Origin of the sequence: Halobacillus seohaensis (assembly GCF_042663045.1) — a bacterium.
Lineage (GTDB): Bacteria > Bacillota > Bacilli > Bacillales > Halobacillaceae > Halobacillus_A > Halobacillus_A seohaensis.
The window spans coordinates 1-25,714 of record NZ_JBHSZV010000070.1 but is presented as its reverse complement, the minus strand read 5'-3'; the positions used below and the strand labels follow the sequence as shown (position 1 = coordinate 25,714).

Sequence of the window (25,714 nt, the reverse complement as noted above, 5' to 3'; positions counted from 1 at the left end):
TACTGGTTGGTTCGTTCAGTTTTCAAAGATCAATTGGTTTGCCGCTTCAAAACAGCGACTCAATAAATATACCATGCTGACTGAATGAAGTCAACAACTTTTTTGTTGTTTTATTTGTCAGCGGATGAATCTGTTCATCGCCTTTTTAAAAAGCGACAAGAATTAATATACCATGTTGACCAAATGAAGTCAACAACTTTTTGTTGGTTATATTAATTGTTTTGTTGGTGTGCCGCTTGCTTTCGATGCGACGCTTAATAATATACCACGCTTGAAATCACTTCGTCAATAGATTTCAAAAAAAACCCTTCTATTAAAAAAATCTAACAGAAAGGGTTTTATTCTTCCTCATACTAAAGCAACGTCAGACGTTTTATACATACGGTGATAAATCCCAGATCCTTTTGTTTCTTGTAAGACAACCTCAACTAATTCTTTTTCGACTAAGTATTCCATCATGGACGATAAGTCAAGAGCATACTCCTGAATTTCAGGATGCACTTTCAATTCACCAAACGACCAAGGATCATCGCTTTCTTCTATTAACTGTAGCAAATGCTTCGCACTCGCTTTTGCTCGTATACTAATTGCATGTTCCACAGCTAAAATCATTAATTGAACTCTCTTTTCTGGCGATTCTTTACTCAAGATCAACTCTTCATAATACTTATAGATCTCTGGTTCAATCTTCTTCACTTGATTCCATACAGTAACCTCTGGGTGGAACCCCTTTTCAATAATGGCTAAACGAGCTAAGTAATGCAGGGAATGAATCATTCGACTGTACGCATCCAAATAATGACCTGATTCGAACAAATCCTTTGATTCACTATAGCTTCGTATTAGTTTTGCAAACTCGATAGCTTTCTTTAAATCTCTAATAGCTGTTGGGAAAGAACGAAGCTTTTCTTTTAAATTAGCGATATAATCATTTCTTTCAAAAATAATAGAACCATCCACTACCCACTCAACAGCTCGTCGATAAGAGCTTGTCTCAATCCAATGCTGGAGAAGTTCTTCATCTACAATATGCATCGCTGCCGTTTTCTCTTCAAACTCATAATGTTTTACATACCAAGGATCTCTTGCATCCTTAACAATAATAAATAAAATGACATCAAAATTGTCAGTTACCGGACTAATCGGTCTCCTTTTCTCTAAAATAAGAATTCCAAGTGTATTCGATTGGCTGGCTTTTTCTTGATAAATGGGCCGTAATAAATCTTCCATTGTAGTTCCCCCATCTTGTTATTCGGTTCATTGATTCTATTCGATACATATAGTCAAAATCCTTTTACATAAATATATTTTTCTTATAAAAAATGCTATACTACTTTTGTAAGCTAAGTAGGAGGTTGTTTTAATTGGCTTTGAAATACACAAGTAAAATTAATAAAATTCGCTCTTTTGCGTTCTGGATAATTTTTGTAGGCTTTGGTGTTATGTACATTGGTCTTCTTTTTAAAGAAACAGCTTGGGCGATGGCACTTTTCATGATCTTAGGTATGGGTTTCATCGGTTTGAGCACCGTTATTTACTTTTGGATTGGAATGCTCTCCACTAAAACGATTCAAATTGTCTGTCCAAGTTGTGAGAAACCAACTAAAATGCTTGGTCGAGTAGACGCTTGTATGCATTGTAAGCAACCCTTAACAATGGACAAGTCCCTTGAAGGGGAAGAGTTTGATGAGAAATACAATTCCAAAAGGTATCAAAAACAAGAAGCAACCAAAGATAATTAATCAAAAAGGATGAATAGAAGAACCAGCTATAATGAAGAAAGGACCTGCTGAATTTCAGCAGGTCCTTTCTTCATTATAGAAACTATAACTAAGGCTATTAGTTTAATGAGCAGTTTTTGCATTACAATGGGAACATGTTCCATATACTTCCATGCGATGATGACTTACAGTAAATCCAGTCACCTGTTCAGCTAATGATTCCACTTCATTTAAACTAGGGTAGTGAAAATCAACAATCTTGCCACATGAGTCACAAATAGCATGGTAGTGATCAGACGTATTACAATCAAAACGACTAGATGAATCGCCATACGTTAATTCTCTGACGAGGCCAATTTCTCTGAACACACGGAGGTTATTATATACAGTTGCCACACTCATGTTTGGAAATTTCCTCTCTAATGCTTTGTAAATTTCATCAGCTGTAGGGTGAGTCATAGAATTCAGCAGGAATTCAAGCACCGCATGACGTTGCGGTGTAATTCGTACCCCAGAGTCCTTTAATGTATCAATAGCGTCTTGAAGTCGATGATCCGACACCGTCATGCACCTCGCTTTCATAAATTGGATCTTAAGTGGGAGTTTCCCCACTAAATTTAGTTTAACCAATCGAATTATTCTTCAAAGGATAAACTGAATTATTCTTAATTTATAAAATTATTAAATTAGAATCCTTATAATTAGTTTAACCTGTTAGCTAATCTAATGTCAATCAATATAAGGGCTCTTAAGTTTTTATTAAACATCTGGCTGTAATGGTACTTCATTACCACCTAGACATTGATTCACATAACGAGCAGCTACAAATAATAAATCAGACAGTCTGTTTAAATAAGAAACCACTAATGGATTATTTAATTCCCCTTCACTTTCTAAAGCCACAGCCATACGTTCAGCTCTTCTAGCTATTGTACGGGACATATGAAGTCCTGCCGATGCTTCGTGCCCTGAGGGTAATATGAAATTCTTCAACGGTGTTAAGTTTTCATCCCATTGATCAATATGTTTCTCTAATTCATCAATGTGTTCCTTCTTTAACTGCCATTGTACTTCTTTCCCTTTAGGAGTAGCTAGTTCTGCTCCTACATGAAAAAGAATGGTTTGAATTTTATGCATGACCGCCATGAATGATTTTTTATCTTCCCATTCTTCCCTCTCAAGATGACTTAATGCTACACCTATAGATGAATTTGCTTCATCACATGTTCCGTAAGATTCAACTCGTAAATCATTTTTTGCTACACGATCACCATATATTAAAGATGTTTGTCCTTTGTCCCCTGACCTTGTGTATATACGCATAGTTAATACCCCCGTTTAGGATCGATTAGATTTTCCATTCCTTCATTTCTTAAATAAGCTTTTAAATTACACTCAAAAACATCAAAACCCCGTGGCACATAATGGGGTGAAATTCCTGACAAGTGCGGAGTAACGGTCACCCGCTCCTCCTCCCAAAATTGATGATCTTCAGGTAACGGCTCTTCTTCAAACACATCAAGTACTGCATGAGCTATATCATTTTCTTGCACAGCACTCAATAGATCAACAGTTGTTACAAGATCACCTCTCCCCATATTTAAGAAGACTGCATGATCCGGCACCTTTTTAAAATGATCTCGATTCAAAAGGTATTTTGTTTCAGGCGTACTCGGTAAGACTGCTACGAGAAAATCAGCTTCAAGTAGGATACTTTCCATTTCTTCAACAGCATAGGTTTCATCAAAATGAGTCTTAGCTCTTCCTGATTTAGAAACACCAATGGTTTTCATTTGAAAAGCTTGAGCTAAACGAGCAGTTTCTTGAGCAATTGCACCAGTTCCTAATAAAACCATCGTTTTTCCATTGATCTCCATCATCGGCACTCGGCGATCCCACTGATGTTCTCGTTCTCTTTGTGACAGCAGCTTCGCATTTCGAGACACTTGAAGGAGCATTGAAATGGCATATTCAGCCATAGGTTTAGCGTGAATCCCTTTAACGTTTGTTACTGTGATATCCCTTTTATCAATTTCATCAAAAGGCATTAGGTCCATACCAGCAGAGAGCACCATAATCCACTTTAACTTTTTCGCCTTTTGAATTCTTTCCTCAGTTAAATCTTCTCCGTATGTAATAATTATATCTGCTTCTAATAAATGATCTTCCGCTTCATCCATTCCATGACAAAAAGTAAAATGAGTCTCCCCAAAAGCTTTTTCCAAATGCTCTTTTATTTCTTCCGGAACACGTTTAATGACTGATAGTACAAGCATACTATTCCCCCTAACCAAATTACTTCTATTATTATATGTTTCATAAAAAAATGTGCAAGCACCTAAAAAGTCAGGAAAAATAGAGCCTTCAAAAAGACAATTCCCCATAACAGAAAAAAGAAACCTCCATATTTTATGATAATTGAAGGTAAAAATAACACCGTGATAGCATTCTACCACGGTGTTTAATTTACATTATGACAAGTTTTCACGGATAAATTGAAGGGCTGACTCAACATGACCCTCTACTTTCACTTTGCGGTAGTCTTCAGCTAAATTACCTTCTTTGTCAATTATAAAAGTAGAACGCTCTATTCCATGATACTCTTTCCCGGATTTTTCTTTCAATTTCCATACTCCATAATCTTCTGCTACTTTGTGATCTTCATCAGCTAGTAATAGAAAAGGAAGTTCATGTTTATCAATAAATTCTTTATGACTGTCGACTGGATCTGGACTTACCCCAAGAACAACAGCGTCTAAATCAGCAAAGCTTTCGTGATGATCGCGAAAATCACAAGCCTCTGTTGTACATCCTGGAGTCATATCTTTTGGATAAAAATATAACACGACGTTCTTCCCTTGATAATCGGATAGTTGGACGGTCTCACCCGTATGGGCTGTTAATTTAAAATCTGGAGCTTTTTGTCCTACTTCTACTGTCATCTTGGAATCCCTCCTAAAAAGTTTCTATTCCAAGAGTATCGTATATGAGAGCAAAGTTCCAATATCAGCTTTCTTTTTTTGATGTTTGCCATACTTTTGCTACCAAAGCAGCTGGTATCGTATAGCCTATCATCGCCTCAACTAAGGCAATCCAACGCCCCCACCCCATAGGCATTAAATCCCCATATCCCACTGTAAATAAAGTAACTCCACTAAAATATATCCCTTGTGCAATTTCGTCTCCCCAAGAAGGTGGATACGTGTGAACCGTCCGAACAAATATTTCCACACCTTGCATAGTCAGAGTAGCATAAATCATTCCAAAACCTATCATAACGACCGTGTATAAGAGGATGAGTGTCATAAATATATGCAATGAAAACATATGGTGTCCGACTTCAAGTGAAATAAATAACTGCCTTATACTCCCTATAATTAATAAAAAGCAAATAATTGCTACACTAATAGTAGCCATTCTGTCACAACCTTTTTTTAAAAGTAGACAGGCTTATTCACTTTATTATGCAGACCTTCACCTTTTTATGTTTACTCCCCCTGCCTTTTCTCTAAGTGAATAAAAATCATGCTACAATGAATGTGAATGTATTTTTTGGAGGGAAAACGATGAATTTCAAACAATCTCAAACACTATACGAAGAAGCCCAAGAACATATTGTTGGGGGAGTTAATTCTCCATCACGTGCCTATAAAGGCGTTGGCGGCGGTACACCTGTTTATATGCAACGAGGGGAAGGCGCCTATTTCTATGACGTAGACGGGCAATCCTACATTGATTACTTAGGGGCTTATGGGCCAATAATTACAGGGCACGCCCACCCGCACATCACCGAGGCGATCACCAAAGCTGCACAAAACGGAGTACTTTACGGAACACCAACCGTGCTTGAAAACCAATTTGCCAAAATGCTTAAGGAAGCTATCCCATCCTTAGATAAGGTGCGATTTGTAAACTCCGGCACAGAAGCCGTAATGACAACTATTCGTGTGGCACGCGCCTATACAGGGAGAAATAAGATCATTAAATTTGCAGGCTGTTACCACGGCCATTCTGATTTAGTTCTAGTTGCTGCAGGGTCAGGTCCTTCCACTCTCGGCACCCCGGACTCAGCTGGTGTTCCTGCATCAATTGCTGAAGACGTAATTACTGTACCTTTTAACGATATCGAGCCTTTCAAACAGGCTATCGAGAAATTTGGTGACGAAATCGCTGGAGTATTAGTTGAACCAATTGTAGGAAATTTCGGAATTGTCGAGCCTAAGCCTGGATTTCTACAGCAAGTAAACGACCTTACTCACGACGCTGGAGCGTTAGTAATTTATGATGAAGTAATTACTGCATTCCGCTTCACCTATGGAAGTGCTCAACAGTTGCTTGATATTGAACCAGATATGACAGCAATGGGGAAAATCATCGGTGGGGGACTTCCAATCGGCGCTTACGGAGGAAAAGCTGATATTATGGAACAGGTTGCTCCCCTCGGTCCTGCTTATCAAGCGGGAACTATGGCCGGTAACCCTGCATCTATGTCAGCAGGCATTGCTTGTTTAGAGGTTTTACAGCAAGAAGGAGTTTACGATGAAATGGATCGATTAGGGGCATTACTTGAGGAAGGCATGTTAAAGCATGCACAAACCTATGAGATTTCCATTACGATTAATCGTCTAAAAGGTGCCTTAACTGTTTACTTTACTGATGAAAAAATAGAGAACTATGAACAAGCTGAAAACACAAACGGTGAACAATTCGCACGTTTCTTCAAATTAATGCTTGACCAGGGTATTAATCTTGCCCCATCTAAATATGAAGCTTGGTTCTTAACGACTGCACATACCGAAGAAGATATAAACGAAACATTACGTGCAGTTGAAACAACATTCAAAAAAATGTCTCAGGAAGCAAAGTAATCATAGTGTGGCTCCTAGATAGGAGCCACACTACTTTTATAAAAACAGATTATTAATTAGATCACTAGGGTAATGGTAAAGATGATCTATCATTTTATATGATAAATCATCTATAATAGATTCAATACTATATTTTAAGGATGATTCACTCATGAAACTTGGGGCACGCATGATGAAAACAGGATTAGCTGTTGCTGTTGCATTATACGCAGCTGATTTATTAGGGTTTATTAACCCACTACTTGCTGCCATTGCAGCAGTATTTTCTATACAACCATCCATTTACCGCTCTTACCAATCCATAGTAGAACAAATTCAGGCAAATATAATTGGAGCAGTAATTGCTATTATTGCCGTCTTTACGTTAGGTAATGACCCTTTCATCGTAGCCTTCGCCATCATTATCGTAATTGGCGTGACAATGAACTTAAAGATGAATGAAAACACAATTTCATTAGCAGCAGTTGCTGTTATCGCCTTAATGGATTCAACGGATCAAACCTTTATATATTTTGCGGCTTCTCGATTTAGTTCGATGATCTTAGGTATTCTCGCTGCGTTCCTTGTTAACTTTCTGTTTATGCCACCTAAATACGAAACCCGGCTATTTACTAAAATTGATTCGGCTACCAACGATATTTTGCAATGGCTTAGGGTTACAACTAGACAATTGTCTGATGAACCAGCATTAAAATATGAAATCACCCGAATTCAAGATAATATTCGCTGGCTAGATCACACATATCTCCTTTATTCAGAGGAACGAACGTATTTCAAAGGGTCGCGTTTTTCCAAGGGACGCCGACTCGTACTCTTTAGACAATTAATTACAACTACTAAAAAGTCTTTTGATGTGCTAAAAGCCTTTAATCGTTTAGAACATAAAATCGAACACATTCCCGACGAATTTCAAGATGCACTAATAGGCGAACTTGATAAATTAATCAATGCTCATGAGAAGATTGTTCTAAGCTTAAAAGGTAGAATTAAACAAACCCATAAGCAGTCACTGAGACAAGTTGAAGAGCCAAATATTCCAATGGTAGTCGAACGATTGATGAAGGTTTATGAGGAAAGCAACAATTCCGATAAACTCGTGTTTCTTCCGCTCGCCTCACAACTCATGGAATACTACCACCAGCTTGAAAAGTTAAAGAGATTATTAAAAAGTTATCAAAAGTACCACCCAAACACCTATATACAAACAAACGAAAAATAAAAGGAGACCTCAAGCAAGTAAGTAGTTCGTTATGGTAGAGACATACGTAATAATATGCCAACTGGCAGACTATTTTCATAATCAGAAATCGCAATAAAAAAATAGCATACGAATTAGCAGACCAAATCGCATATGATTTGGTCTCTTATTTTTCCCTTATATATGAATGTCTATTGAATAATAATACTTGAATGATCAAACAAAATCGCAACCCTAATAACAAATAACAATAGCCGCTCTCAACGTGCTAATTACTATGTTAATTGGTAAAAAATAATTGAAGAGTCGATTCCGAGATAATGGTGTGGGGATAGGGGCGGTGGGGAAGGAGTCGCCCCTTGCCGTATATTTCCATCGGGATCATACTGTTCTCCGTTTTTGCTAAAGTATAAGATATCTATTGAGCCACTTAGATAAGTTATTAAAAAACGGGTATGATGGTCTATTTAAATAAAGCCCGCCTATTAAGGGCCTTGACATAAAAGCCACTGTGGTAATAATTTCAGTCCATAAACAGCAGTTAGGAGCTCACCTGGTGTGTATGCCTATCCTCAACACCTCTTCTGAATTTATATTACAGATCAATAGTACAGGATCTATTAATCGCACAATTAGATCATTTCAATGGGAATATTCACACAGCACCCCCTCTTTTCATAAAAAGGGTTCCGTTCCACTTTTCATAATCATGGGGGATGGGAAACCTCGAGACTCCTGCGGGAAAGGATAGACTGGCAAGACCCCACAGAGCTTTAGCTCGAGGAGGCTTGCCGTCTTCCCCGCGGAAAGCGAGTGGTTTCCCATCCCCCATGCTCCGATGAAAAGCAACGGAACCGCCATTCTTTTATTAAACAATCTAAGGCTTTAGTTTAACAAGAAAAACGCTTGGGCATTTAAAAACCCAAGCGTTCTTTTTTGTTATTTGTACTGATACTTTATGGTGCTAAACGTAGTGTGTTTTAGTATGTTATTTCACCTATTACTTTAGATTTTCTCCACAATATAGGAACTACTTATCAAACAGGTTTTACGTTCCCATATATTCTGTTTTGGTATCATCTAACTTCTGGACTTGATAAAGATCATAGTAATGACCCTTTCTTCTGATTAATTCATCATGGGTTCCAACCTCAACGATTTCCCCATTCTCAATATGAACAATACGGCTTGCATGGGTAATAGTAGCCAGCCTATGAGCAACAATGAATGTTGTGCGGTCTGAAGCTAGCCGTTCTAACGCATTTTGAATTAAATTTTCACTCTCTAAGTCGAGGGCCGAGGTTGCTTCATCCAAAATAAGCAAAGGAGGATTCTTTAAGAATACCCGCGCAATAGCTACACGTTGTTTCTGACCCCCTGATAATTTCACACCGCGCTCTCCCACTAAGGTATCATAACCTCCAGATAAGCTCGTAATAAATTCATGAGCATTAGCAGCTTTGGCAGCTTCTATGACTTCCTCATCAGAAGCCTCAGGGTCCCCCATTTTAATATTCATCTTAATGGAGTCGCTAAATAATATATTATCTTGGAGAACCATCCCGATTTTATCTCTTAACGTTCGAGCCTCAAGATCTTTAATATCCTGTCCATCAATCAAAATCTGACCACCTGTAACATCATAAAAACGCGGGATTAAGCTAATTAGTGTCGATTTACCCCCGCCACTCATACCAACTAAAGCGATCGTCTCCCCTTTTCGGACGCTCAGGTTTACATTTTTCAGGACAGTTGGATCTTCTTCGCTATAGCTAAAAGATACATTATTAAATGTGACCTCACCATGCACACGATTCAATGGCTTCGCATCTTTTTTATCGACAATATCATATTTCTCATCCATAAACTCAAAGACACGGTCTATCGAAGCAATTGATTGGGTCAATACTGTCGACGAATTTACTAGTCGACGAAGCGGACCGTACACCCTATCCATATATCCAGTGAACGCAACCATTGTTCCTACAGTCATTGATCCAGTAATAACTAAATAACCAGCAAAGCCAACAACAAGTAAAGGCGCTAAATCCGTAATAGTATTTGTAACAGAATACGTATAAGCATTCCAGTTCGTATGTTTAAGAGCCTTATTTAAAAAGTTAGAGTTTCTAGTATCAAATTGTTCGTGTTCATAATCTTCCAAAGCAAAACTACGGGTAACTGGGACCCCTTGCACTCGTTCATGTAAATGACCTTGCACTTCTGCTAATGCTTGAGATCGATCTTTTGTTAAGTCACGAAGTCGTTTATAAAAATATTTAACCGCGAAACCATAAAAAGGGAATAATATGACAGCTACAAGAGTAAGCCAGGGATCCATAGTAAGCATAATTATAATGGCAATAACGATAGTAAACATATCTAACCAAATATTCATTAATCCTGTTATAACAAATGTTTTCGTCTGTTCCACATCGTGAATGACACGAGAAATGATCTCACCAGTTTTCGTCCGTGAATAGAAACCTAGGCTCAGCCTTTGAATATGATCAAATAGCTTATCCCGTATATCATATAAAATCTTACTTCCTATCCACTGTGCCAAATACTGTCTAGCATACTCGATAGGAGGTCGCAAAACCAAAAACACAAAAAATGCGCCTCCCATTAAGAGAAGCAGCTGATCAAATTTTTCTGATTGAGCTAGTGAATCGGCATTAATAATATCATCAATAACGTATTTAATAATTAAGGGCATAAGTAAGGGGATAGAAAATTTAAAAACCCCAATTAAAACTGTTAAAGCTATTTTCCCTTTATAAGGTTTAACAAAAGCTAAATACCGTTTAATGTTTCCCAATGTGCATCACCTACTTTCCTGAACTCGCAATTTTCAACACAATCAAATGGATGAAGAAAAATAATACGAGTAATTCCTAAAATAATCAAGCGCACCAGATCAGTGCGCAAGTTCATTACCTATACGTTAAATAACGCTCATACCATTGATCAATAAATTCAGGTGAAAAAGGCCCTTTCCTCTGTCTGACCCAACGAACTAACGTATCTACATTATTATATAAAATACGATCCAATACATGAGGATAGTTCATTTGTCTTTTATGCAGTTCATATTCGTCTTCATCTAAGAGCTTGTAGGTCATATCTGGAAATACTTTAACATCTAAATCATAGTCAATGTATTTTATAATCCCATTTTCATAAATAAAGGGTGAGCTAATATTACAATAATAATATACCCCATCCGTTCTAAGCATTCCGATAACATTAAACCAATGCTTTGAATGAAAATAACAAATTGCAGGTTCGCGAGTAATCCATGTACGACCGTCGCTTTCCCGAACCATTGTTCGATCATTAGCTCCAATAATTACATTTTTTGTCCCTTTTAATATAGTGGTACTGTCCCAAACGCGGTGTAACTTTCCATTATGTTTATAGCTTTGAATTTCAGTACGTCTTCCAGATTCCGGGCCGGGCATAATTCCATCTCCCCTTCCCCTTACAATATCCCGTTTATCACCTTTATCTATTATAACGACTTATATGTGTGAATGAAAATGATAGAATTTATATATGTAAGAAGCCGTCCAAATTATGGACGGCTTCCAGAGTTTGACGCAGGCTAAAATGACAGCCTCGACAGATTAAAATGCATAATCAAAACTACTTTTTCTTAGATTGGGACTTTTGGTTTTGCTGGCGTACTTGTTGCGCATCAGTTTGATCTGCTCCAAACTCAGTACCGTATTGGTTCTGACCTTGTGCAGATTGTTGAGCGCTTTTCTGAGCAGCTTGCTGATTCTGCTGTTTCACATGATTCACATCTGTGCCTGCTGTAGTTTTACCTTGTTTCGGTTGCTTAGCCATCAATATCACCTCCGCAAAAGTTATTGTGTGCAGGTTTGTTTTTTTCATGCACAAAAACCATTCATATTTATAAAAAAAAGAGTAATTTCATAAAAAGAGATCCTAAAAAATAATAAGTAGGTCTTTTCGGTGGAAACATAAGAAGAAACAGATTAAATCGCATAGTAAATCGAAATCAAAATAATACGTTCAGTTAGTAAAGACAAAGGGATGGGGTCAGGGGAAACGGCTCACTTTTCTGTTATGTGAAAGTGGAAATTGTGAGAATCCTGCGAAAGAATGAGTACAGAGAGAGCAACAAGACGTTAGGAAGTCGCTTATAGACCAGTAAATATTGATCACACAGATTTATTGAATCACTTAGATAAGCTGTTAAAAAAGGGTGTGATGGCTTATTTAGATGAAGTGCGCTTATTAGAATTGTGTGGTACCAATTACACAATTAAAACGATGACTATTAAAATTCACCAAAGGAAAAGTCAAACTTATTTCGTTAAAGGGAAGGATTGTTGAAAACTCGATTCCGAGATCATGGGGGTTCGTTATCGTATAAGGGATAAAGGTGGCTTTGATCCTGCTGGGAAACGGGTGCCTCCTCAGTAGTTGTCATTCCCTAGTGGGGTCTCGCCTAGCTCCTTCTCGAGGCCACTGAAAAAGTATTTACAAAAATACAATGAGACCACCTTCATATATCGGTGATCCCATTGAATTGCATTCTATATATTGATTTAGTTCTTGTTCTCTTATATTATCAGTCTTTTCAGTATCATCAGTGATTTATCGGACCTTCAAACGCCAGCCTTTCTAACGGAAACCATCGGAATGTCTCGAAGTTGAGTTTCCACAATCTGCGGTGATTGTGGAATAGGGGTCTTATTGAAAATTAAAAGCTTTTAGCACCAATGTAACGCGACTTCCAATAGTTACCAGATAGTGAAGATACAGTTACACCAGTAGAACTACCTGCATGAATAAATTGATTATCGCCTACATAAATCCCAGCGTGAGAAGCACCTGGTTTGTATGTCTCGAAGAATACAATGTCTCCTTTTTGCAGGTTAGAACGGCTCACAGCAGTCATACGATTATCTGCATACATTGATGCCACTGTACGTGGAAGGTCTTTTCCTACTTGACTGAAGGCATACTGTAAGAATCCACTGCAATCAAATCCAGATGGAGAAGTTCCACCCCATACATAAGGAGTCCCCTTATATTTGTTTGCTTCACTTACTACATTTGTGTTTGAGCTTCCGGAAGTTGTGGAAACACTATCAACAGATTGCTTATTTGAACTCGTATTACCGTTAAGGTCTAACTTTTGACCAACGTAAATTAAATGACCTGAAATATTATTCCAACTTTGTAAATCAGATACGCTCACACCATACATTGTTCCGATTTTAGAAAGTGTGTCTCCAGGTTTTACAGTGTAGGAAGTAATATCTGAACTTGAAGCGACATCGCTTGAAGAATCTGATGAACTTGAGTCCGAAGAACTGCTAGATCTAGATCCTTTAATTGTTAATGTTTCACCAGCATAAATTAAGGATGAGTTCAAATTGTTCCAATCCATTAAGTTGCTAACAGATACATTATGCTCGGAAGCAATCTTTGAAAGTGAATCACCTGACTTAATCTTATATGTACTCGTTTCACTTGAGCTACTCTTGCTTGATGAACTACTTGAATATCCATCTTTGTTGACAACAAGCGATTGACCAACACGAATAATAGTACTATCAAGATTGTTCCATGATTTTAACTCCGAAACGCTTGTATTATATTTTTTGCTTATTCCCCAAAGACTGTCCCCTGATTTAACTTTATGGGCTTCATCTGCCATAACTGTAGTTCCCCAAAGCGATACTCCTACAATAGTTCCAACAACTGTTGTTGCAAAACCTTTTTTATTCAAACGGAAAACCCTCTCTTTTATATAATTCTTTTAATGTTATTGTCGAAAATCACATTTAAATATGTAGTAATTTAGTAGATTATATTGTCATTTTACTCTATTTCCTTATTATTCATATTTTTATAACAATTGTCTATAGCATTAAACCTTGAAAACCCAATATTAATCTATGAAAACGGTTGATATGACAAGCTTCCGCATGTTTCGTTACATTTGCATTACAGTTCCATTACAAGTGTAAGATTCTCAATTATTCGAGGTTGAAATCGATGCATATATTTCGTCAAAAAGCCTATAATATCAACGAAAAGGAGGTTAATTTATGTATGAAGGTAGAGATATGTCAGAACTTACGATGAATGCAAAACAAGATTGGCTAGAGGAAGAACTTGAATATTTTCATTATGCTTTATCACAAACAGTACCTTATTTAAACCAAGAAGGTGTTACTTTATTACGCGAAATTAATGCAGAAATAAAGCTTCGCGGTGGCTTAAAACACCGCGAAGCTTCTTTGAAAAATGATCCTCCTACAATTACCGATTAATTCATTTCAAATGTTTATGGACTTTTTGATGAGATACTGGAAACGGATAAGATAATATATCCTCTTTAGCTACAAATTTAGTATTTGATTTTTCTAAATGACCGGTTTGAATTTGGGCTTTCTTAACTTCCATATTCCATATTAAATGGGAAAACACATGGCGAATTTGATCAACGGTATTCCCGAGTTCAATTTCCAAACCAAATTCACTATAAAACCATGAAGGTATGTCCTTTTTTTGGATATCAGACATAGGAACCATCGGATATTGCCATAATGAAGCTAATAATCCATTAGATGGTCTTTGTTCTATTAATACTTCACCTTGATCATTTTCAATTAATAGAGCCATATATGGTTGGTTTTTCTGTTTCTTTTTAGATGTTTTGATTGGGAGTTCACTCTCTCTTCCTTCTTGAAAAGCTCGACATTCGCTCTGTACCGGACATAGAAGACACGAGGGTGATTTTGGTGTACAAATAATGGCGCCTAACTCCATTAAGCCCTGATTGAAGGAAGAGGGATCTTCATAGGAAATAAGATCATGTATGAGAAACTCGAAAAGTTTTTTTGTACTTGCTTTTGCTATATCGTCTTCTACTAAAAGAATTCTTGATAAAACTCTCATTACATTTCCATCAACGGCTGGCTCAGGCTGATCGTAAGCAATGCTCAGAATTGCCCCTTTTGTATAGGGGCCCACACCTTTCAGTTCACTTAATTTGGCCTTATTGTCGGGTATTTGACCTTCGTATTTCTCAACAACTTCTCGGACAGCGTTTTGTAAATTACGTGCACGGGAATAGTAACCTAAGCCCTCCCAAGCTTTTAGAACTGCTTGTTCGTCTGCTTCTGCTAATGCTTCCGGGGTCGGAAACTTTTCTAAGAAATTATTAAAATAAGGAATGACGGTATCAACACGAGTTTGTTGGAGCATAATTTCAGATACCCACACTCGATATGGATCCTGATTTTCTCTCCATGGTAAGATCCTTTGCTCTTTCATAAACCATTCAATCAACTGATTCTGAAAGGCTTGACGGTTAAAATTTTCTAAGATATATGGAACTCTTTCTTCTTTTTTCATGTATAATCACCCTTCGTGTTACACTATAAATTATTGTTGTCGGTCAAAGGAGGAAGCATTCATGGATACTGGCACTCATGTTGTCATGGGTGTAGCTCTTGGTGGATTAGCTACGTTAGACCCTGTAGTTCAATCAGACCCGATGTTATTTAATGCCGTTCTGATCGGTACTCTAGCAGGATCCCAAGCACCTGATTTTGACACCATACTAAAACTCAAGAACAACGCCGTTTACATTCGTAACCACCGTGGAATTACTCATTCAATTCCAGCTGTCCTCCTATGGGGAATAGGAATTGCATCAATCATTTACTTGTTCACCCCAGAGGTGAATTTTTTACATCTTTGGCTCTGGACTTTTCTTGCAGTAATCTTGCATGTATTTGTTGATGTGTTTAATGCTTACGGAACCCAAGCCTACCGTCCTTTCACAAAAAGATGGGTTGCTTATGGATTTATTAATACTTTTGATCCCTATATTTTTATTTTGCATATTGTAGGAATTGTCGCCTGGAACTTAGGTGCTAACCCTGGTTATACATGGCTAATTATTTATTTTGTGATTACCTTATACTATGGTAAACGATATTTCGACAAACGTGTACTCGTCAAGCACATCTACAATCATTTCGAAGAAGTACAGCAGATTGCAACGTCACCGACATTAAGACAAAATGTCTGGAGAATTGCGATAACAACTACGTCCAAATACTACGTAGCCCGAGCTGTCGATGGGCATATTACGATTTTGGATGAATTTGCATACAAAGAAATTGATGATGAAGATCCTATTGTAGAAAAAGCTCTAACCGATCATAACATCAGAGCATTTTTATCTTTTTCTCCTGTTTATCGATATGAAGTAAATTATTTCGATGAATATACAGAAGTACGATTCAATGATTTAAGATATTTCTCCAAAGGCCGTTATCCATTCGTAGCCTTAGCTCAAATCGATGACGAACATGGAGATGATGAGCTTAAAATCTTAAATTCGTACACGGGTTGGGTATTTACCGAAGAAAAACTACAGGATAAATTAACAGTAGCTTCGGAAACAAAGTAAAGGATCCGCGCTTATGAGGCGCGGATCCTTTCAATTTATTGCAAGTAGCCTTTTTGGTTTAAAAGCTCTTTATATTTAGGGTTTCTAGCTACAAATTCGTGCAACCATGATCCATAATTGGCAATCCACTGAGTGACAATTTGTTCTGTCAGCTGTTTTCCTTTATAATCACGACCTGCCTTGGCTTGAGTTGTTTCAAAATCTTCCCAAAGAAGTTCTACCCATGTTCGTGCCTCATCTAGGGCTAGGTTTTCATTTGTTTGGTAAAGTTGCTCAGCTAGTCGCTGATGAATTTCCTCCATATGATTCACCTCTTATATGGTAAAGCTTACAATAAATTTTAACACATAAATCTTTGATCTTCACACATACTATCCTTACCCACAACGGTAAGTGGGCTTAGGAGGATGACTGATGCGAAACAAAGCAAAAGGATTTCCTAATTTGAAAATGACTCATTCCCCAGAAGATCAAAGTCAGTATTTAGCATTACGACCCAACGGCACGATAAATTCAAAACCTCAAGAACGTGCCGCTCGTTCAAGAAAACGCGACGTAAACCAGGGAGGTAAGTACTAATGGGCAAAAGAAATAGACAAACCCTAAACCTGCACCGAGGAACGAAGCATCTTAACCAACGAGTGAATGGTGAAACTGAGCAAACTCAATCTGAACAAATTACCGAAACTCAGATGAGAAAAAGATCTTAACAGGGGGAGAAAGCGCAGCTCACACGCTGCGCTTTCTCTTTCAATTTTTAACTTGCTTTCCTAACATAGAAATTGGGAGTGCTTCTTCTTTATCTCCTGCTCGCTGTCCCGTCAAATTGATACGATATCCCCAGGCAAATACTCCATTCATATATTCTACATAAAACGTGTGGGCAGGATCGCCTTCAATTTGATATACAGTCCGCGGTTCAAATTCTTTTGGATCCATCATATAGGCTTTGGCCATAATAATCTTTCGTTCATACACAGCGTATTCATTTACCATTCCAAATTGTTCTGCTTTACGAGCTTTTTCCGTTAGTTCCGCAACTTCACTATGCAGCTCACCATAACTGTATTCACTGTAACGTCGTTCCATACTTATCCCCCTCTATACCTCACTTTAAATTATGTTTTCATTTTAGCAGTCTTTTGGCACAATAGAAAAGCTAGCGATTTATAAAAGTAGGAGGTTATTGTATGAATGTATTAATTACCGGAGCAGGGACTGGACTTGGTCGTGCATTAGCTCTAGAATATGCCACTCATAACTATAACGTTATATTAACAGGGAGAACTGAAAAAAAGCTATTACTTGTACAAAATGAAATTAAAGCACACGGTGGAGAGGCTGAAGTGCTTATTTGCGACGTATCCGATCCGGCCTCTGTTGATGATGCTCTAAAACAGATCGATCATCTTGATGTGTTAATTAATAATGCAGGCATTGGAATTTTTGGAAAGTTACCTTTTTATACGTCTGACGATATCGACCAAATGATAAACACAAATATCAAGGGAACAATTTTAATGACTCAAAAGGCTTCAGCCTTACTCAAGCATTCTCACGGACGTGTACTTAATATCATATCTACTGCCGGTTTACGTGGAAAAGGCAAGGAAACCGTTTATTGTGCTTCTAAATTTGCGGTTCGCGGCTTTACTGAAAGCTTGCATAAAGAATGGGAGAGCGAGAACGCTAATGCAACCGCGGTTTATATGGGAGGAATGAATACTCCTTTTTGGGATGACACTAATCACGTCAGTAATCCGGAGTCCCTAAAAGGACCTAAAGGTGTAGCAAAACAAATTTTTGAAGATGATGATGGGCGGAAAGAGATTTTTATTGATAAATGAGGAACTAGGGCCAGCGTTTAAAAACAGAAGAAAACTGTAGTTCAGTATTGAGTAGCGATTAAGTATATGTAAGGAGCATTGAATTGAACAATTTAATGCTCCTTTTTATTATTCATTGATTTACCAGCTGGTCAAAAAAAGTTTTGTGTAAGCAAATGGTACTTTTGACCGAATGACAACATCGCACTTTTATATATATTGATTTATAAAATTTTTGACTTAAATAAAATAAACCAGTTTTCTCAAATGTACCATTCAGATTATAGGGATTTGTTATAAAAACAACAATTTCTAATGTAACTCTCTTGCTACCCACAGTGCAATTACGGGTATAAATTTACATAAAAAAAGTAGTTCAGTTAAGGAGTACAAGTGTTTTGCACTCCAAAATTGAACTACTTAGCCTAAAGTGGCCAACTTCATTTTCTGATGAAAATTATTCACCAAGTCCTTCTTCTTTTGTTTTAGCTACAAGGGCTTCTACTGCTTCTTCAGCATCAGAACCTTCAGCAGTGTACTTGATTTCAGCACCATTAGGAATACCTAAAGACATAACGCCCATGATGGACTTCATGTTCACTGATTTCCCTTTATATTCTAGATTTACATCAGATTCATACTTCCCTGCAACTTGTACAAGTGCTGTTGCAGGACGAGCGTGTACGCCGTCTGCAGATGTGATCGTTAATGTTTGTTCTGCCATAATGTATCTCTCCTTTTATTTAGTAATGGTAATGATATTTTCTGTATTGTGATCAACTTCGCCTGCTGCTGTTACTTCTACTTTTTGGTCTTCTTCTAAATTCGTAAAGACAATTGGTGTAATAATCGAAGTAGCATGTTCACTTACATAGTTAAGGTCAACTTCCATTAGCGTTTGGCCTTGTTCTACGACTGTTCCCTCTTCGATCATTGAAGTAAACCCTTCACCTTTCAGCTTAACTGTATCAATTCCGATATGAATCAGAATTTCCATACCATTGTCAGCCTGTAAGCCGATTGCATGCTTCGTTGGGAATACATTGAGTACTTTACCATTGATTGGCGAAACAATTTTACCATCAATCGGTTCAATTGCAAAGCCATCCCCCATCATTTTACCAGAGAATACCTGATCTGGCACGTCTGTAATTGATAATATTTTACCTTTAAGTGGACTAACGAAATCTAAATCTCCACCAGACACTGGGGCTACAGCACCCGCTTCATCTGTACTTTCGTCAACTTTTTCTTCACGGGGACGAGGGGTTTTGCCATCAATAATATCTTGCATTTGACCACGTAGTGTATCAGAGACAGGTCCATAAATCGCTTGGATGTTATTTCCTACTTCCATTACACCAGAAGCACCTAATTGCTTCAATCGATCTTTATTAACGTTACCTTTATCGTGAACAGACACCCTTAAACGAGTAATACACGCATCAAGGTAGCTAATATTTTCTTCCCCGCCCATCGCTTGCAATATCTCGAACGGACGATCGTCTTTAGAAGTTTCCTGACCTTCTTCTCCTTCCGCCTCATCTTCACGACCAGGAGTTGCAAGGTTAAACTTAAGAATGGCCCAGCGGAAACCAAAGTAATAGATAACGGAGAATATTAAGCCTATGATAATCACCCACCACCAGTCGGTACGGTTAGGCATAATACCAAAGAGAATAAAGTCAATTAGACCACCAGAGAATGTTTGTCCAATCTTTACGTTTAATATTTCCATAATCATAAACGAAAACCCAGCAAAAATTGCATGAATACCAAATAGAATTGGAGCTACGAATAAGAATGAGAATTCAAGCGGCTCTGTAATCCCTGTTAAGAATGAAGTTAGAGCAGCTGAAGCCATAATACCGCCAACAACTTTTTTACGTGCAGGCTTCGCTGTATGATAAATTGCTAATGCCGCTGCCGGAAGACCAAACATCATGAATGGAAACTTACCAACCATAAAGGTTCCAGCAGTAAATTCAACACCATCTTTTAGCTGAGCAAAGAAAATTGTCTGATCACCACGGATAATTTCTCCTGCAGCATTTTCATATGTTCCGAACTCAAACCAGAATGGAGAATAGAAAATGTGGTGTAAACCAAACGGAATTAAAGAACGTTCAATAACACCAAAGAAAAATGCGGAAATGGTTTGGTTCCCTTCGAGCATTAAGTGTGACAAAGCGTTTAGTCCATTTTGTGCAAATGGCCATACAAACAGCATAATCATTCCTAAGAATAAAGCAGAAAATGCCGTTACAATAGGAACAAATCGCTTCCCAGCAAAGAATCCTAGGAACTGGGGCAATTCAATATTAAAATACCTGTTATACATGGAGGCGGCTAATATACCGACAATAATACCGCCAAATACACCTGTTTGCAGGGTCGGTATACCGAGCACTTCCGCATAGGCGGGATCTGAGGTCATATCGGCATCTACATTACCTAAGACACCCATAACCACATTCATAATTAAGTAACCAATAATAGCAGCTAAACCAGCAACACCGTCGCCTTTAGCTAATCCAATCGCAACACCTACCGCAAATAGTAACGGCAAGTTATCAAAAACAACCCCGCCGGCTTCTTCCATAACTTTAAGTAATGTCAGCACCCATGGGGTAGCAAAAAACGGTACCTTATCAGTAAAGTCTTCTTGAGCAAAACTCGTACCAAACGCCAGTAAAATACCAGCTGCTGGCAACAAAGCAACAGGCGTCATCAGAGCTTTACCAACTTTTTGCAAAGTACCAAAAGCATTCTTAAACATAAGATTTCCTCCTTTTTGTATGTGATGAATATTCAGAAAAATAAACCGGTTTCATATTACGAAAAGCGGAGGTGCCTTGGGAGACACGACAAGCATAAGCAAGAAGACGAAGTGAAAATGATCTTCCTTCACGTAGACTTATTGCTTATGTCTCGAGTGTCTAGGCACTGGAGCTAGACAGATGAAAAGCGGAAGTGCCTTGAGAGACACGACAAGCATAAGCAAGAAGACGGAGTGAAACGATCTTCCTTCACGTAGACTTATTGCTTATGTCTCGAGTGTCTAGGCACTGGAGCTAGACATATGAAAAGCGGAGGTGCCTCGAGAGACACGACAAGCAACCATTTTCAAACGACAAAAAAAGGCATGAGTACAAAAGGTTCAAACATTACGACAAGGTACACTACACCCTTTATCGTAACCATTTACTCCTTCGATACTCATGCCTGATCATATCAGTAACACGTAACGTTAAGATTTATTAGTTAGTCGTTGTAAGTGAATCGTTAAATAAATTGCTTCCGACTCATCTACAGGTTTATTTAGCTGTTTTTGCATCACTTTAATTAACTTCCATGAAAGATTATAGCATATAGGATATTCCTCTTTCAACATGTTTGCGAGACGAATTTCATCTCCAATACTTTCATCCTGATAAACTCGATCGATGGCTCTGTGTAAATGTTGAACAAGTCGATGATAATCAACGCTCTGCTTATCAATCGTTACCCTCATTGTATCTTCTACGATTTCAACTAAATTTGTGATCAGCTGATTGTGTCGATTTAACTCCCTTAGCGTCTTATCCGTCACTGCACTATGAATATGCAGCGCAATAAAACCGACTTCACCTTCAGGAAATTGCACTCCTATTTCATCATAAATCATTGTAACAACTTCCATTGCGATCTGATATTCCTTAGGATAGAGCGACTCAATTTCTGGCAAAAATGGATTCGCAAACAGCAAATTTTGTTTTGTTCGTTTTAAAGCGAAGGCCAGGTGATCAGTTAATGCTACGTGAATATGTTCATTTAATTCCTGCCCCATTCGGTTCTCGATATGATAGAGAAGATTATTCATAGTATCAATGAATCCTTCTTCAATATGAGGAAGTAAATTAACATATTGCTCTTTCTCATTCTCATTTTTCAACAAAAATGTTTTGTCTGCTTTATTAAAAGAAATTGGTTCACCTTGTTTCTTTCCAAATCCAATCCCTTTACCAATCAGTACTACCTCTTGATAGGACGGATGTTTTGCGATCAAAACATTGTTATTCAGCACTTTATCAATCGTCAATTGTTCGCTCATAAACGTTTCCCCCACATTAAATATGACACACCTAAAAAAACGGTTTCATCATCTCAGTACCTTCTATCCTATAATTCACAATGTAATTTGACAACCTTCGCCTTTTTAAATTCTTTGTTTATCAGACTTATTAGGTGTAAAATCATTATCGTTATAATGTATGGTATTTAGATAAGAGAGGAGTAACACCCATGATTAAACTATTTATAAGTGACCTTGATGGTACTTTATTAGGTATGGATCACTATTTAAAAAATGAAGATATTGATGCCATAAAAAACTTAATAGATCTTGAAGTTAACTTTGCTGTTGCTTCAGGACGTATGGACCATGATATTGCTGAAGTGTTAAAAAGGGTTGGTGTGACAGGACATCGAATCAGCCAAAATGGAGCTTTCGTTTATGACCTAGATAACACTCACATTCACTCAAAGTCTTTTGAAATAGACATTGCTAAGCAAGTAATGAAGTTTGTAGAGAATGAACCAATGGTAAAGACTGTCTCAACAGAAGATAAAATTTATACATCCGAACATAATGAATGGGTCGATCTTATATCCTCGCAATTATTCCAAGATGTAATTGTCGAGTCCCACCTCGTGGATCAATTTGGAGAAGCACTTCCACCAGCAAAAATAACATTGCACGGTAAAGAAGATGATGTCATCCTTGCATATAGTCGAATTCACAAGGAGTTTGGAGAGGAATTAGACAGCTTTATTTCCCACGAATCATGCGTTGATATTATGCCTAAAATGATTAACAAAGGGAATGGTATTAAAGCATTATTGAATAAAATAGGCTTAGAACCAAACGAAGTTGCATGTATTGGCGATTCGTTCAACGATTTACCTATGTTTTCTGTAACCCCGCATAGCTATGCCATGTCAAACGCTCATCCTGAAGTGAAAGCACAAGCAGAGTACGTCGTTGATCATGTCCATGAAGCAATAGAGGATCTAAAAATTAAAGGATTGATATAATGTTAAACGGCCGCTACCTAAAGAATTAGTTAACGGCCGTTTTTATATTTTAGTGCTTCTTGAACATTTGAGAATTTATGAACATTACCTTTTTCTGAAGCTGCTTATTGTTCAACTTGAACATATTCATCAATAAAACGTTCGATATGTTCAAAAGGAAAACCTTTTTGATACAGTCCATTTTTTACTTTTTGCTTTAACTCATACCCTTCCACTTTACGCTCAAATTTCCGGACTAGCTTTTCCCCTTGAAAAACGACAGCTTCCCATTCTTGGTCCTCTTCTTCTTCAGGAAGCTGACTTATTGCTTCTTTAACTACATCACCATAAAAACCCTTTTGCATTAAGTTTTGCTGAGCATTTTGGATTTGTTGTCGTCGGGATTTTTTCTTGTCACTTTTAATTTTTTTCTCCGCTACCTTCGAGGCTTTCTCTACTTGCTTATCAAATGAGTAATGCTCAAGGGCCTCATCCGTTTTTACAGCGTCCACCCCTTTATCAATCAGCTCTCGTTTGACTAGTAACGGACCTTTACTCGATGTCTGGACCCTTGTACGCACGAGAGCGATAGCAAACTCTAAATCATCTAACAGCTTTTCACGATATAAACGTTTGACAACTTCTTCTATATGCTCGTCATCGACTTCCTTTTTAACTAAATAATCACGAATTTCTTTCTCGGAGCGCATTCGGTAGCTTAAATAGTTAATGGTGAGGGTATATGTCTTATGTAACGTATCTTTTTGGAGTAACGCTTCGATGGTAGACTCTTCTAACTCCATGGACTTCTGGAGCCTAAAACTAACTAAGATATCTTGATCAACGCTGAACCCGTAGGCCTCCCCTTGTCCTCGGTCCAAATAGATATTGTACCGATTCTTGTTTTTCTTTTGTGTCGTAATCCGAGTGATTTTCGCCAAAATTCTTCACCCCTTTTTTCATCTATTGTAGCATGGCTTACAATCATACGGTCACGAATAAGATTTACTATTAAGTCTAGGAGGATTTTAATGAAGATAGCAATAACAGGTGGCACAGGTTTTGTCGGAACAAAATTAACAAACGAACTTGTTCATGCAGGTCACTATGTGTACATACTCACAAGAAACCCCGATCAGCACTATGATACAGATAAAACCACCTACGTGGGTTGGCTTCAGGAAAAGTACACCCCTTGGGATGAACTCCCTACTCTAGATGCCATTGTCAATCTTGCCGGGGAGTCATTACATAGTGGCCGATGGACGAATGCGAAAAAAAAATCTATTATGGATAGTCGTATAGAAGCAACTGAAGGGGTATTAGAACTTATTCGCCATTTAAAGACACCACCAGAAGTACTCATAAATGCTTCAGCAGTCGGGTTTTATGGACAGTCCAAGACGAAAACTTTCACAGAGGAAACCGAAAAACCGGGAAATGATTTTCTTGCAAATGTTGTTGTTGAGTGGGAAAAACGAGCAAATAAAGCAAGAGATCTTAGTGTCCGCCCAGTATTTGTACGATTCGGTATTATACTTGGTGAAAATGGTGCGCTTCCCAAAATGACGATCCCTTACAAACTCATGATCGGCGGAAACCTAGGATCAGGAGATCAATGGATGTCTTGGATTCACGTTGATGATGTTGCTGGGCTAATTCAGTTTGCCATTCAAGAAAAAAAAGTAGAAGGCCCATTAAATGGGACAGCTCCAAATCCGAAAAGAAATAAGGACTTCGGTCAAACCCTTGGAAAGGTAATCGGACGTCCACACTGGATGCCTGCCCCCTCTTTTGCAATCCAATCGGTATTGGGCGAAATGAGTGTTCTACTGTTAGAAGGCCAATCTGTTATACCCAAAAAGGCAACTTTACATGGATATGAATTCCAATACCCTGAACTAGAATCTGCCTTGAAAGCTATTTTAAGATGATATTTAGGGAACGGAGACGGATCTTAAGTAGTTCCGATAACGTGGAGAAAATCTAAAATAACAGGTGAAATAACATACTAAAACACTCTATGTTTAGCACCATAAATATCAGTACAAATAACAATAATCAAAGAATGGCGGTTCCGTTGCTTTTCATCGGAGAATGGGGGATGGGAACCCTTTTATGAAAAGCGAGGGTGCTGTGTGAATATTCCCATTGAAATGATCTACTTGTGCCATTAATAGATCCTGCACTATTGATCTGTACTATAAATTCAGAAGAGGTGGTGATGGCAGGCATACACACCAGGTAAGTCCCTAACTGCTGTTTATGGACTGAAATTATTACCATAGTGACTTTATGTCGAGGCCCTTATAGGCGGTTTTATTTAAATAGACCATCATACCCGTTTTTAACAACTGATCTAAGTGGCTCAATAGATATAATAGATATCTCATACTTTAGCAAAAACGGAGAACAGTATGATTACGATGGAAATATACGGCAAGGGGCGGTGGGGAAGGGGGAGACTCCTGTGGGATACGCGGGTTAGATGAGACCCCGGAAGGCGCCAGCCGGTAGTGTCAAGAAGTCTGTGTAAATCAAGGAAGGTTCTCCTATGTTAAACATTAAGTTTTTTA

The 25,714-nt window shown here is 37.9% G+C and carries 27 protein-coding genes; 10 read left to right on the top strand and 17 right to left on the bottom strand.

The features are described 5' to 3' along the window. Nucleotides 1–348 precede the first annotated feature (348 nt). A complete protein-coding gene (locus ACFQIC_RS20985; RefSeq protein ID WP_204712152.1) occupies nucleotides 349–1,230 on the bottom strand; it encodes a nucleotidyltransferase-like protein in 882 nt (293 codons plus the stop codon). Nucleotides 1,231–1,364: 134 nt separating this feature from the next. Between ACFQIC_RS20985 and ACFQIC_RS20980 the strand changes: the two genes are divergently transcribed. Further along, a complete protein-coding gene (locus ACFQIC_RS20980; RefSeq protein WP_204712150.1) occupies nucleotides 1,365–1,742 on the top strand; it encodes a YgzB family protein in 378 nt (125 codons plus the stop codon). A gap of 102 nt (nucleotides 1,743–1,844) precedes the next feature. Here ACFQIC_RS20980 and perR read toward each other — a convergent pair whose 3' ends face one another. The 5 genes from perR to ACFQIC_RS20955 form a co-directional block, all read right to left on the bottom strand. Continuing rightward, nucleotides 1,845–2,288 carry a peroxide-responsive transcriptional repressor PerR gene (gene perR, locus ACFQIC_RS20975; RefSeq protein WP_204712158.1) on the bottom strand — a complete coding sequence of 148 codons (444 nt, stop codon included), beginning with the start codon at nucleotides 2,286–2,288 and terminating at the stop codon, nucleotides 1,845–1,847. A gap of 192 nt (nucleotides 2,289–2,480) precedes the next feature. After that, nucleotides 2,481–3,044: a cob(I)yrinic acid a,c-diamide adenosyltransferase gene (locus tag ACFQIC_RS20970; RefSeq protein ID WP_204712148.1), complete on the bottom strand. Its 564-nt coding sequence runs from the start codon at nucleotides 3,042–3,044 to the stop codon at nucleotides 2,481–2,483. Nucleotides 3,045–3,046: 2 nt separating this feature from the next. Next, nucleotides 3,047–3,997: a D-2-hydroxyacid dehydrogenase gene (locus tag ACFQIC_RS20965; protein WP_204712147.1), complete on the bottom strand. Its 951-nt coding sequence runs from the start codon at nucleotides 3,995–3,997 to the stop codon at nucleotides 3,047–3,049. A gap of 195 nt (nucleotides 3,998–4,192) precedes the next feature. Next, a complete protein-coding gene (gene bcp / locus ACFQIC_RS20960) occupies nucleotides 4,193–4,663 on the bottom strand; it encodes a thioredoxin-dependent thiol peroxidase (protein ID WP_204712145.1) in 471 nt (156 codons plus the stop codon). Between the two features lie 64 nt (nucleotides 4,664–4,727). After that, the gene (locus tag ACFQIC_RS20955) at nucleotides 4,728–5,138 is read right to left on the bottom strand and encodes a two pore domain potassium channel family protein (protein WP_204712142.1); all 411 of its coding nucleotides are present in this window, start codon (nucleotides 5,136–5,138) and stop codon (nucleotides 4,728–4,730) included. A 149-nt stretch (nucleotides 5,139–5,287) separates the two neighbouring features. Between ACFQIC_RS20955 and ACFQIC_RS20950 the strand changes: the two genes are divergently transcribed. Then, nucleotides 5,288–6,589 (top strand): glutamate-1-semialdehyde 2,1-aminomutase, encoded by a 1,302-nt coding sequence (locus ACFQIC_RS20950; protein WP_204712140.1) that lies wholly within the window; start codon nucleotides 5,288–5,290, stop codon nucleotides 6,587–6,589. 151 nt (nucleotides 6,590–6,740) lie between these two features. Then, the gene (locus ACFQIC_RS20945; RefSeq protein ID WP_204712138.1) at nucleotides 6,741–7,808 is read left to right on the top strand and encodes an FUSC family protein; all 1,068 of its coding nucleotides are present in this window, start codon (nucleotides 6,741–6,743) and stop codon (nucleotides 7,806–7,808) included. A 1,027-nt stretch (nucleotides 7,809–8,835) separates the two neighbouring features. Here ACFQIC_RS20945 and ACFQIC_RS20940 read toward each other — a convergent pair. The 4 genes from ACFQIC_RS20940 to ACFQIC_RS20925 all read right to left on the bottom strand — a co-directional run bounded on the left by ACFQIC_RS20940 (nucleotide 8,836) and on the right by ACFQIC_RS20925 (nucleotide 13,557). Beyond that, nucleotides 8,836–10,608: an ABC transporter ATP-binding protein gene (locus ACFQIC_RS20940; protein ID WP_204712136.1), complete on the bottom strand. Its 1,773-nt coding sequence runs from the start codon at nucleotides 10,606–10,608 to the stop codon at nucleotides 8,836–8,838. 115 nt (nucleotides 10,609–10,723) lie between these two features. Then, a complete protein-coding gene (ntdP, locus tag ACFQIC_RS20935; protein WP_204712134.1) occupies nucleotides 10,724–11,251 on the bottom strand; it encodes a nucleoside tri-diphosphate phosphatase in 528 nt (175 codons plus the stop codon). 184 nt (nucleotides 11,252–11,435) lie between these two features. Next, nucleotides 11,436–11,639 carry a gamma-type small acid-soluble spore protein gene (locus ACFQIC_RS20930; protein WP_204712132.1) on the bottom strand — a complete coding sequence of 68 codons (204 nt, stop codon included), beginning with the start codon at nucleotides 11,637–11,639 and terminating at the stop codon, nucleotides 11,436–11,438. An 883-nt stretch (nucleotides 11,640–12,522) separates the two neighbouring features. Then, nucleotides 12,523–13,557, bottom strand: a complete 1,035-nt coding sequence (locus ACFQIC_RS20925) for a C40 family peptidase (RefSeq protein ID WP_390217865.1) — start codon at nucleotides 13,555–13,557, stop codon at nucleotides 12,523–12,525. A 322-nt stretch (nucleotides 13,558–13,879) separates the two neighbouring features. Here ACFQIC_RS20925 and ACFQIC_RS20920 point away from each other — a divergent pair, with 322 nt between their 5' ends. Beyond that, nucleotides 13,880–14,104: a cytosolic protein gene (locus tag ACFQIC_RS20920; RefSeq protein ID WP_204712130.1), complete on the top strand. Its 225-nt coding sequence runs from the start codon at nucleotides 13,880–13,882 to the stop codon at nucleotides 14,102–14,104. A gap of 1 nt (nucleotide 14,105) precedes the next feature. Here the strand turns inward: ACFQIC_RS20920 and mutY are convergent, their stop codons facing one another. Then, nucleotides 14,106–15,191: an A/G-specific adenine glycosylase gene (gene mutY / locus ACFQIC_RS20915; protein ID WP_204712128.1), complete on the bottom strand. Its 1,086-nt coding sequence runs from the start codon at nucleotides 15,189–15,191 to the stop codon at nucleotides 14,106–14,108. A gap of 61 nt (nucleotides 15,192–15,252) precedes the next feature. Between mutY and ACFQIC_RS20910 the strand changes: the two genes are divergently transcribed. Continuing rightward, the gene (locus ACFQIC_RS20910; protein WP_204712126.1) at nucleotides 15,253–16,257 is read left to right on the top strand and encodes a metal-dependent hydrolase; all 1,005 of its coding nucleotides are present in this window, start codon (nucleotides 15,253–15,255) and stop codon (nucleotides 16,255–16,257) included. Nucleotides 16,258–16,292: 35 nt separating this feature from the next. Here ACFQIC_RS20910 and ACFQIC_RS20905 read toward each other — a convergent pair whose 3' ends face one another. Continuing rightward, a complete protein-coding gene (locus ACFQIC_RS20905) occupies nucleotides 16,293–16,559 on the bottom strand; it encodes a YfhJ family protein (RefSeq protein WP_204712124.1) in 267 nt (88 codons plus the stop codon). A 112-nt stretch (nucleotides 16,560–16,671) separates the two neighbouring features. Between ACFQIC_RS20905 and sspK the strand changes: the two genes are divergently transcribed. Both sspK and ACFQIC_RS20895 read left to right on the top strand, forming a co-directional pair. Then, nucleotides 16,672–16,836, top strand: a complete 165-nt coding sequence (gene sspK / locus ACFQIC_RS20900; protein WP_390217862.1) for a small acid-soluble spore protein K — start codon at nucleotides 16,672–16,674, stop codon at nucleotides 16,834–16,836. Further along, nucleotides 16,836–16,967, top strand: a complete 132-nt coding sequence (locus tag ACFQIC_RS20895; protein ID WP_204712122.1) for a YpzG family protein — start codon at nucleotides 16,836–16,838, stop codon at nucleotides 16,965–16,967. Before sspK ends, ACFQIC_RS20895 begins: the two co-directional genes overlap by 1 nt. Nucleotides 16,968–17,007: 40 nt before the next feature. Here ACFQIC_RS20895 and ACFQIC_RS20890 read toward each other — a convergent pair whose 3' ends face one another. Beyond that, nucleotides 17,008–17,346 carry a YfhH family protein gene (locus ACFQIC_RS20890; protein ID WP_204712120.1) on the bottom strand — a complete coding sequence of 113 codons (339 nt, stop codon included), beginning with the start codon at nucleotides 17,344–17,346 and terminating at the stop codon, nucleotides 17,008–17,010. A 101-nt stretch (nucleotides 17,347–17,447) separates the two neighbouring features. Here ACFQIC_RS20890 and ACFQIC_RS20885 point away from each other — a divergent pair, with 101 nt between their 5' ends. Continuing rightward, entirely contained in the window at nucleotides 17,448–18,104 is a 657-nt protein-coding gene (locus ACFQIC_RS20885) for an SDR family NAD(P)-dependent oxidoreductase (protein ID WP_204712118.1), read from the top strand. Between the two features lie 436 nt (nucleotides 18,105–18,540). On the opposite strand, the gene ACFQIC_RS20880 is transcribed toward ACFQIC_RS20885, so the two are convergent. The 3 genes from ACFQIC_RS20880 to glcT form a co-directional block, all read right to left on the bottom strand. Then, complete coding sequence (locus tag ACFQIC_RS20880; protein ID WP_204712116.1) at nucleotides 18,541–18,807, bottom strand: phosphocarrier protein HPr; 267 nt, start codon at nucleotides 18,805–18,807, stop codon at nucleotides 18,541–18,543. A gap of 15 nt (nucleotides 18,808–18,822) precedes the next feature. Further along, nucleotides 18,823–20,862: a glucose-specific PTS transporter subunit IIBC gene (ptsG, locus tag ACFQIC_RS20875; protein WP_204712114.1), complete on the bottom strand. Its 2,040-nt coding sequence runs from the start codon at nucleotides 20,860–20,862 to the stop codon at nucleotides 18,823–18,825. Nucleotides 20,863–21,333: 471 nt separating this feature from the next. Continuing rightward, entirely contained in the window at nucleotides 21,334–22,176 is an 843-nt protein-coding gene (gene glcT / locus ACFQIC_RS20870; RefSeq protein ID WP_204712112.1) for a glucose PTS transporter transcription antiterminator GlcT, read from the bottom strand. 191 nt (nucleotides 22,177–22,367) lie between these two features. Here glcT and ACFQIC_RS20865 point away from each other — a divergent pair, with 191 nt between their 5' ends. Next, complete coding sequence (locus tag ACFQIC_RS20865) at nucleotides 22,368–23,159, top strand: HAD family hydrolase (RefSeq protein ID WP_204712110.1); 792 nt, start codon at nucleotides 22,368–22,370, stop codon at nucleotides 23,157–23,159. A 104-nt stretch (nucleotides 23,160–23,263) separates the two neighbouring features. Here the strand turns inward: ACFQIC_RS20865 and recX are convergent, their stop codons facing one another. Then, nucleotides 23,264–24,079, bottom strand: a complete 816-nt coding sequence (recX, locus tag ACFQIC_RS20860; RefSeq protein WP_204712108.1) for a recombination regulator RecX — start codon at nucleotides 24,077–24,079, stop codon at nucleotides 23,264–23,266. A gap of 90 nt (nucleotides 24,080–24,169) precedes the next feature. Here recX and ACFQIC_RS20855 point away from each other — a divergent pair, with 90 nt between their 5' ends. After that, complete coding sequence (locus ACFQIC_RS20855; RefSeq protein WP_204712106.1) at nucleotides 24,170–25,072, top strand: TIGR01777 family oxidoreductase; 903 nt, start codon at nucleotides 24,170–24,172, stop codon at nucleotides 25,070–25,072. The last annotated feature ends 642 nt before the right edge of the window (nucleotides 25,073–25,714 follow it).

Coding starts and splice junctions, on each gene's coding strand:
- ptsG (WP_204712114.1), bottom strand. CDS start 20,862: ATGTTTAAGAATGCTTTTGGTACTTTGCAAAAAGTTGGTAAAGCTCTG.
- ACFQIC_RS20970 (WP_204712148.1), bottom strand. CDS start 3,044: ATGCGTATATACACAAGGTCAGGGGACAAAGGACAAACATCTTTAATA.
- ACFQIC_RS20865 (WP_204712110.1), top strand. CDS start 22,368: ATGATTAAACTATTTATAAGTGACCTTGATGGTACTTTATTAGGTATG.
- ACFQIC_RS20905 (WP_204712124.1), bottom strand. CDS start 16,559: ATGGAGGAAATTCATCAGCGACTAGCTGAGCAACTTTACCAAACAAAT.
- ACFQIC_RS20955 (WP_204712142.1), bottom strand. CDS start 5,138: ATGGCTACTATTAGTGTAGCAATTATTTGCTTTTTATTAATTATAGGG.
- ACFQIC_RS20895 (WP_204712122.1), top strand. CDS start 16,836: ATGGGCAAAAGAAATAGACAAACCCTAAACCTGCACCGAGGAACGAAG.
- ACFQIC_RS20945 (WP_204712138.1), top strand. CDS start 6,741: ATGAAACTTGGGGCACGCATGATGAAAACAGGATTAGCTGTTGCTGTT.
- ACFQIC_RS20910 (WP_204712126.1), top strand. CDS start 15,253: ATGGATACTGGCACTCATGTTGTCATGGGTGTAGCTCTTGGTGGATTA.
- ACFQIC_RS20855 (WP_204712106.1), top strand. CDS start 24,170: ATGAAGATAGCAATAACAGGTGGCACAGGTTTTGTCGGAACAAAATTA.
- perR (WP_204712158.1), bottom strand. CDS start 2,288: ATGACGGTGTCGGATCATCGACTTCAAGACGCTATTGATACATTAAAG.
- sspK (WP_390217862.1), top strand. CDS start 16,672: ATGCGAAACAAAGCAAAAGGATTTCCTAATTTGAAAATGACTCATTCC.
- ACFQIC_RS20920 (WP_204712130.1), top strand. CDS start 13,880: ATGTATGAAGGTAGAGATATGTCAGAACTTACGATGAATGCAAAACAA.
- ntdP (WP_204712134.1), bottom strand. CDS start 11,251: ATGCCCGGCCCGGAATCTGGAAGACGTACTGAAATTCAAAGCTATAAA.
- ACFQIC_RS20890 (WP_204712120.1), bottom strand. CDS start 17,346: ATGGAACGACGTTACAGTGAATACAGTTATGGTGAGCTGCATAGTGAA.
- ACFQIC_RS20985 (WP_204712152.1), bottom strand. CDS start 1,230: ATGGAAGATTTATTACGGCCCATTTATCAAGAAAAAGCCAGCCAATCG.
- ACFQIC_RS20885 (WP_204712118.1), top strand. CDS start 17,448: ATGAATGTATTAATTACCGGAGCAGGGACTGGACTTGGTCGTGCATTA.
- ACFQIC_RS20930 (WP_204712132.1), bottom strand. CDS start 11,639: ATGGCTAAGCAACCGAAACAAGGTAAAACTACAGCAGGCACAGATGTG.
- ACFQIC_RS20950 (WP_204712140.1), top strand. CDS start 5,288: ATGAATTTCAAACAATCTCAAACACTATACGAAGAAGCCCAAGAACAT.
- mutY (WP_204712128.1), bottom strand. CDS start 15,191: ATGAAAAAAGAAGAAAGAGTTCCATATATCTTAGAAAATTTTAACCGT.
- ACFQIC_RS20880 (WP_204712116.1), bottom strand. CDS start 18,807: ATGGCAGAACAAACATTAACGATCACATCTGCAGACGGCGTACACGCT.
- glcT (WP_204712112.1), bottom strand. CDS start 22,176: ATGAGCGAACAATTGACGATTGATAAAGTGCTGAATAACAATGTTTTG.
- ACFQIC_RS20965 (WP_204712147.1), bottom strand. CDS start 3,997: ATGCTTGTACTATCAGTCATTAAACGTGTTCCGGAAGAAATAAAAGAG.
- bcp (WP_204712145.1), bottom strand. CDS start 4,663: ATGACAGTAGAAGTAGGACAAAAAGCTCCAGATTTTAAATTAACAGCC.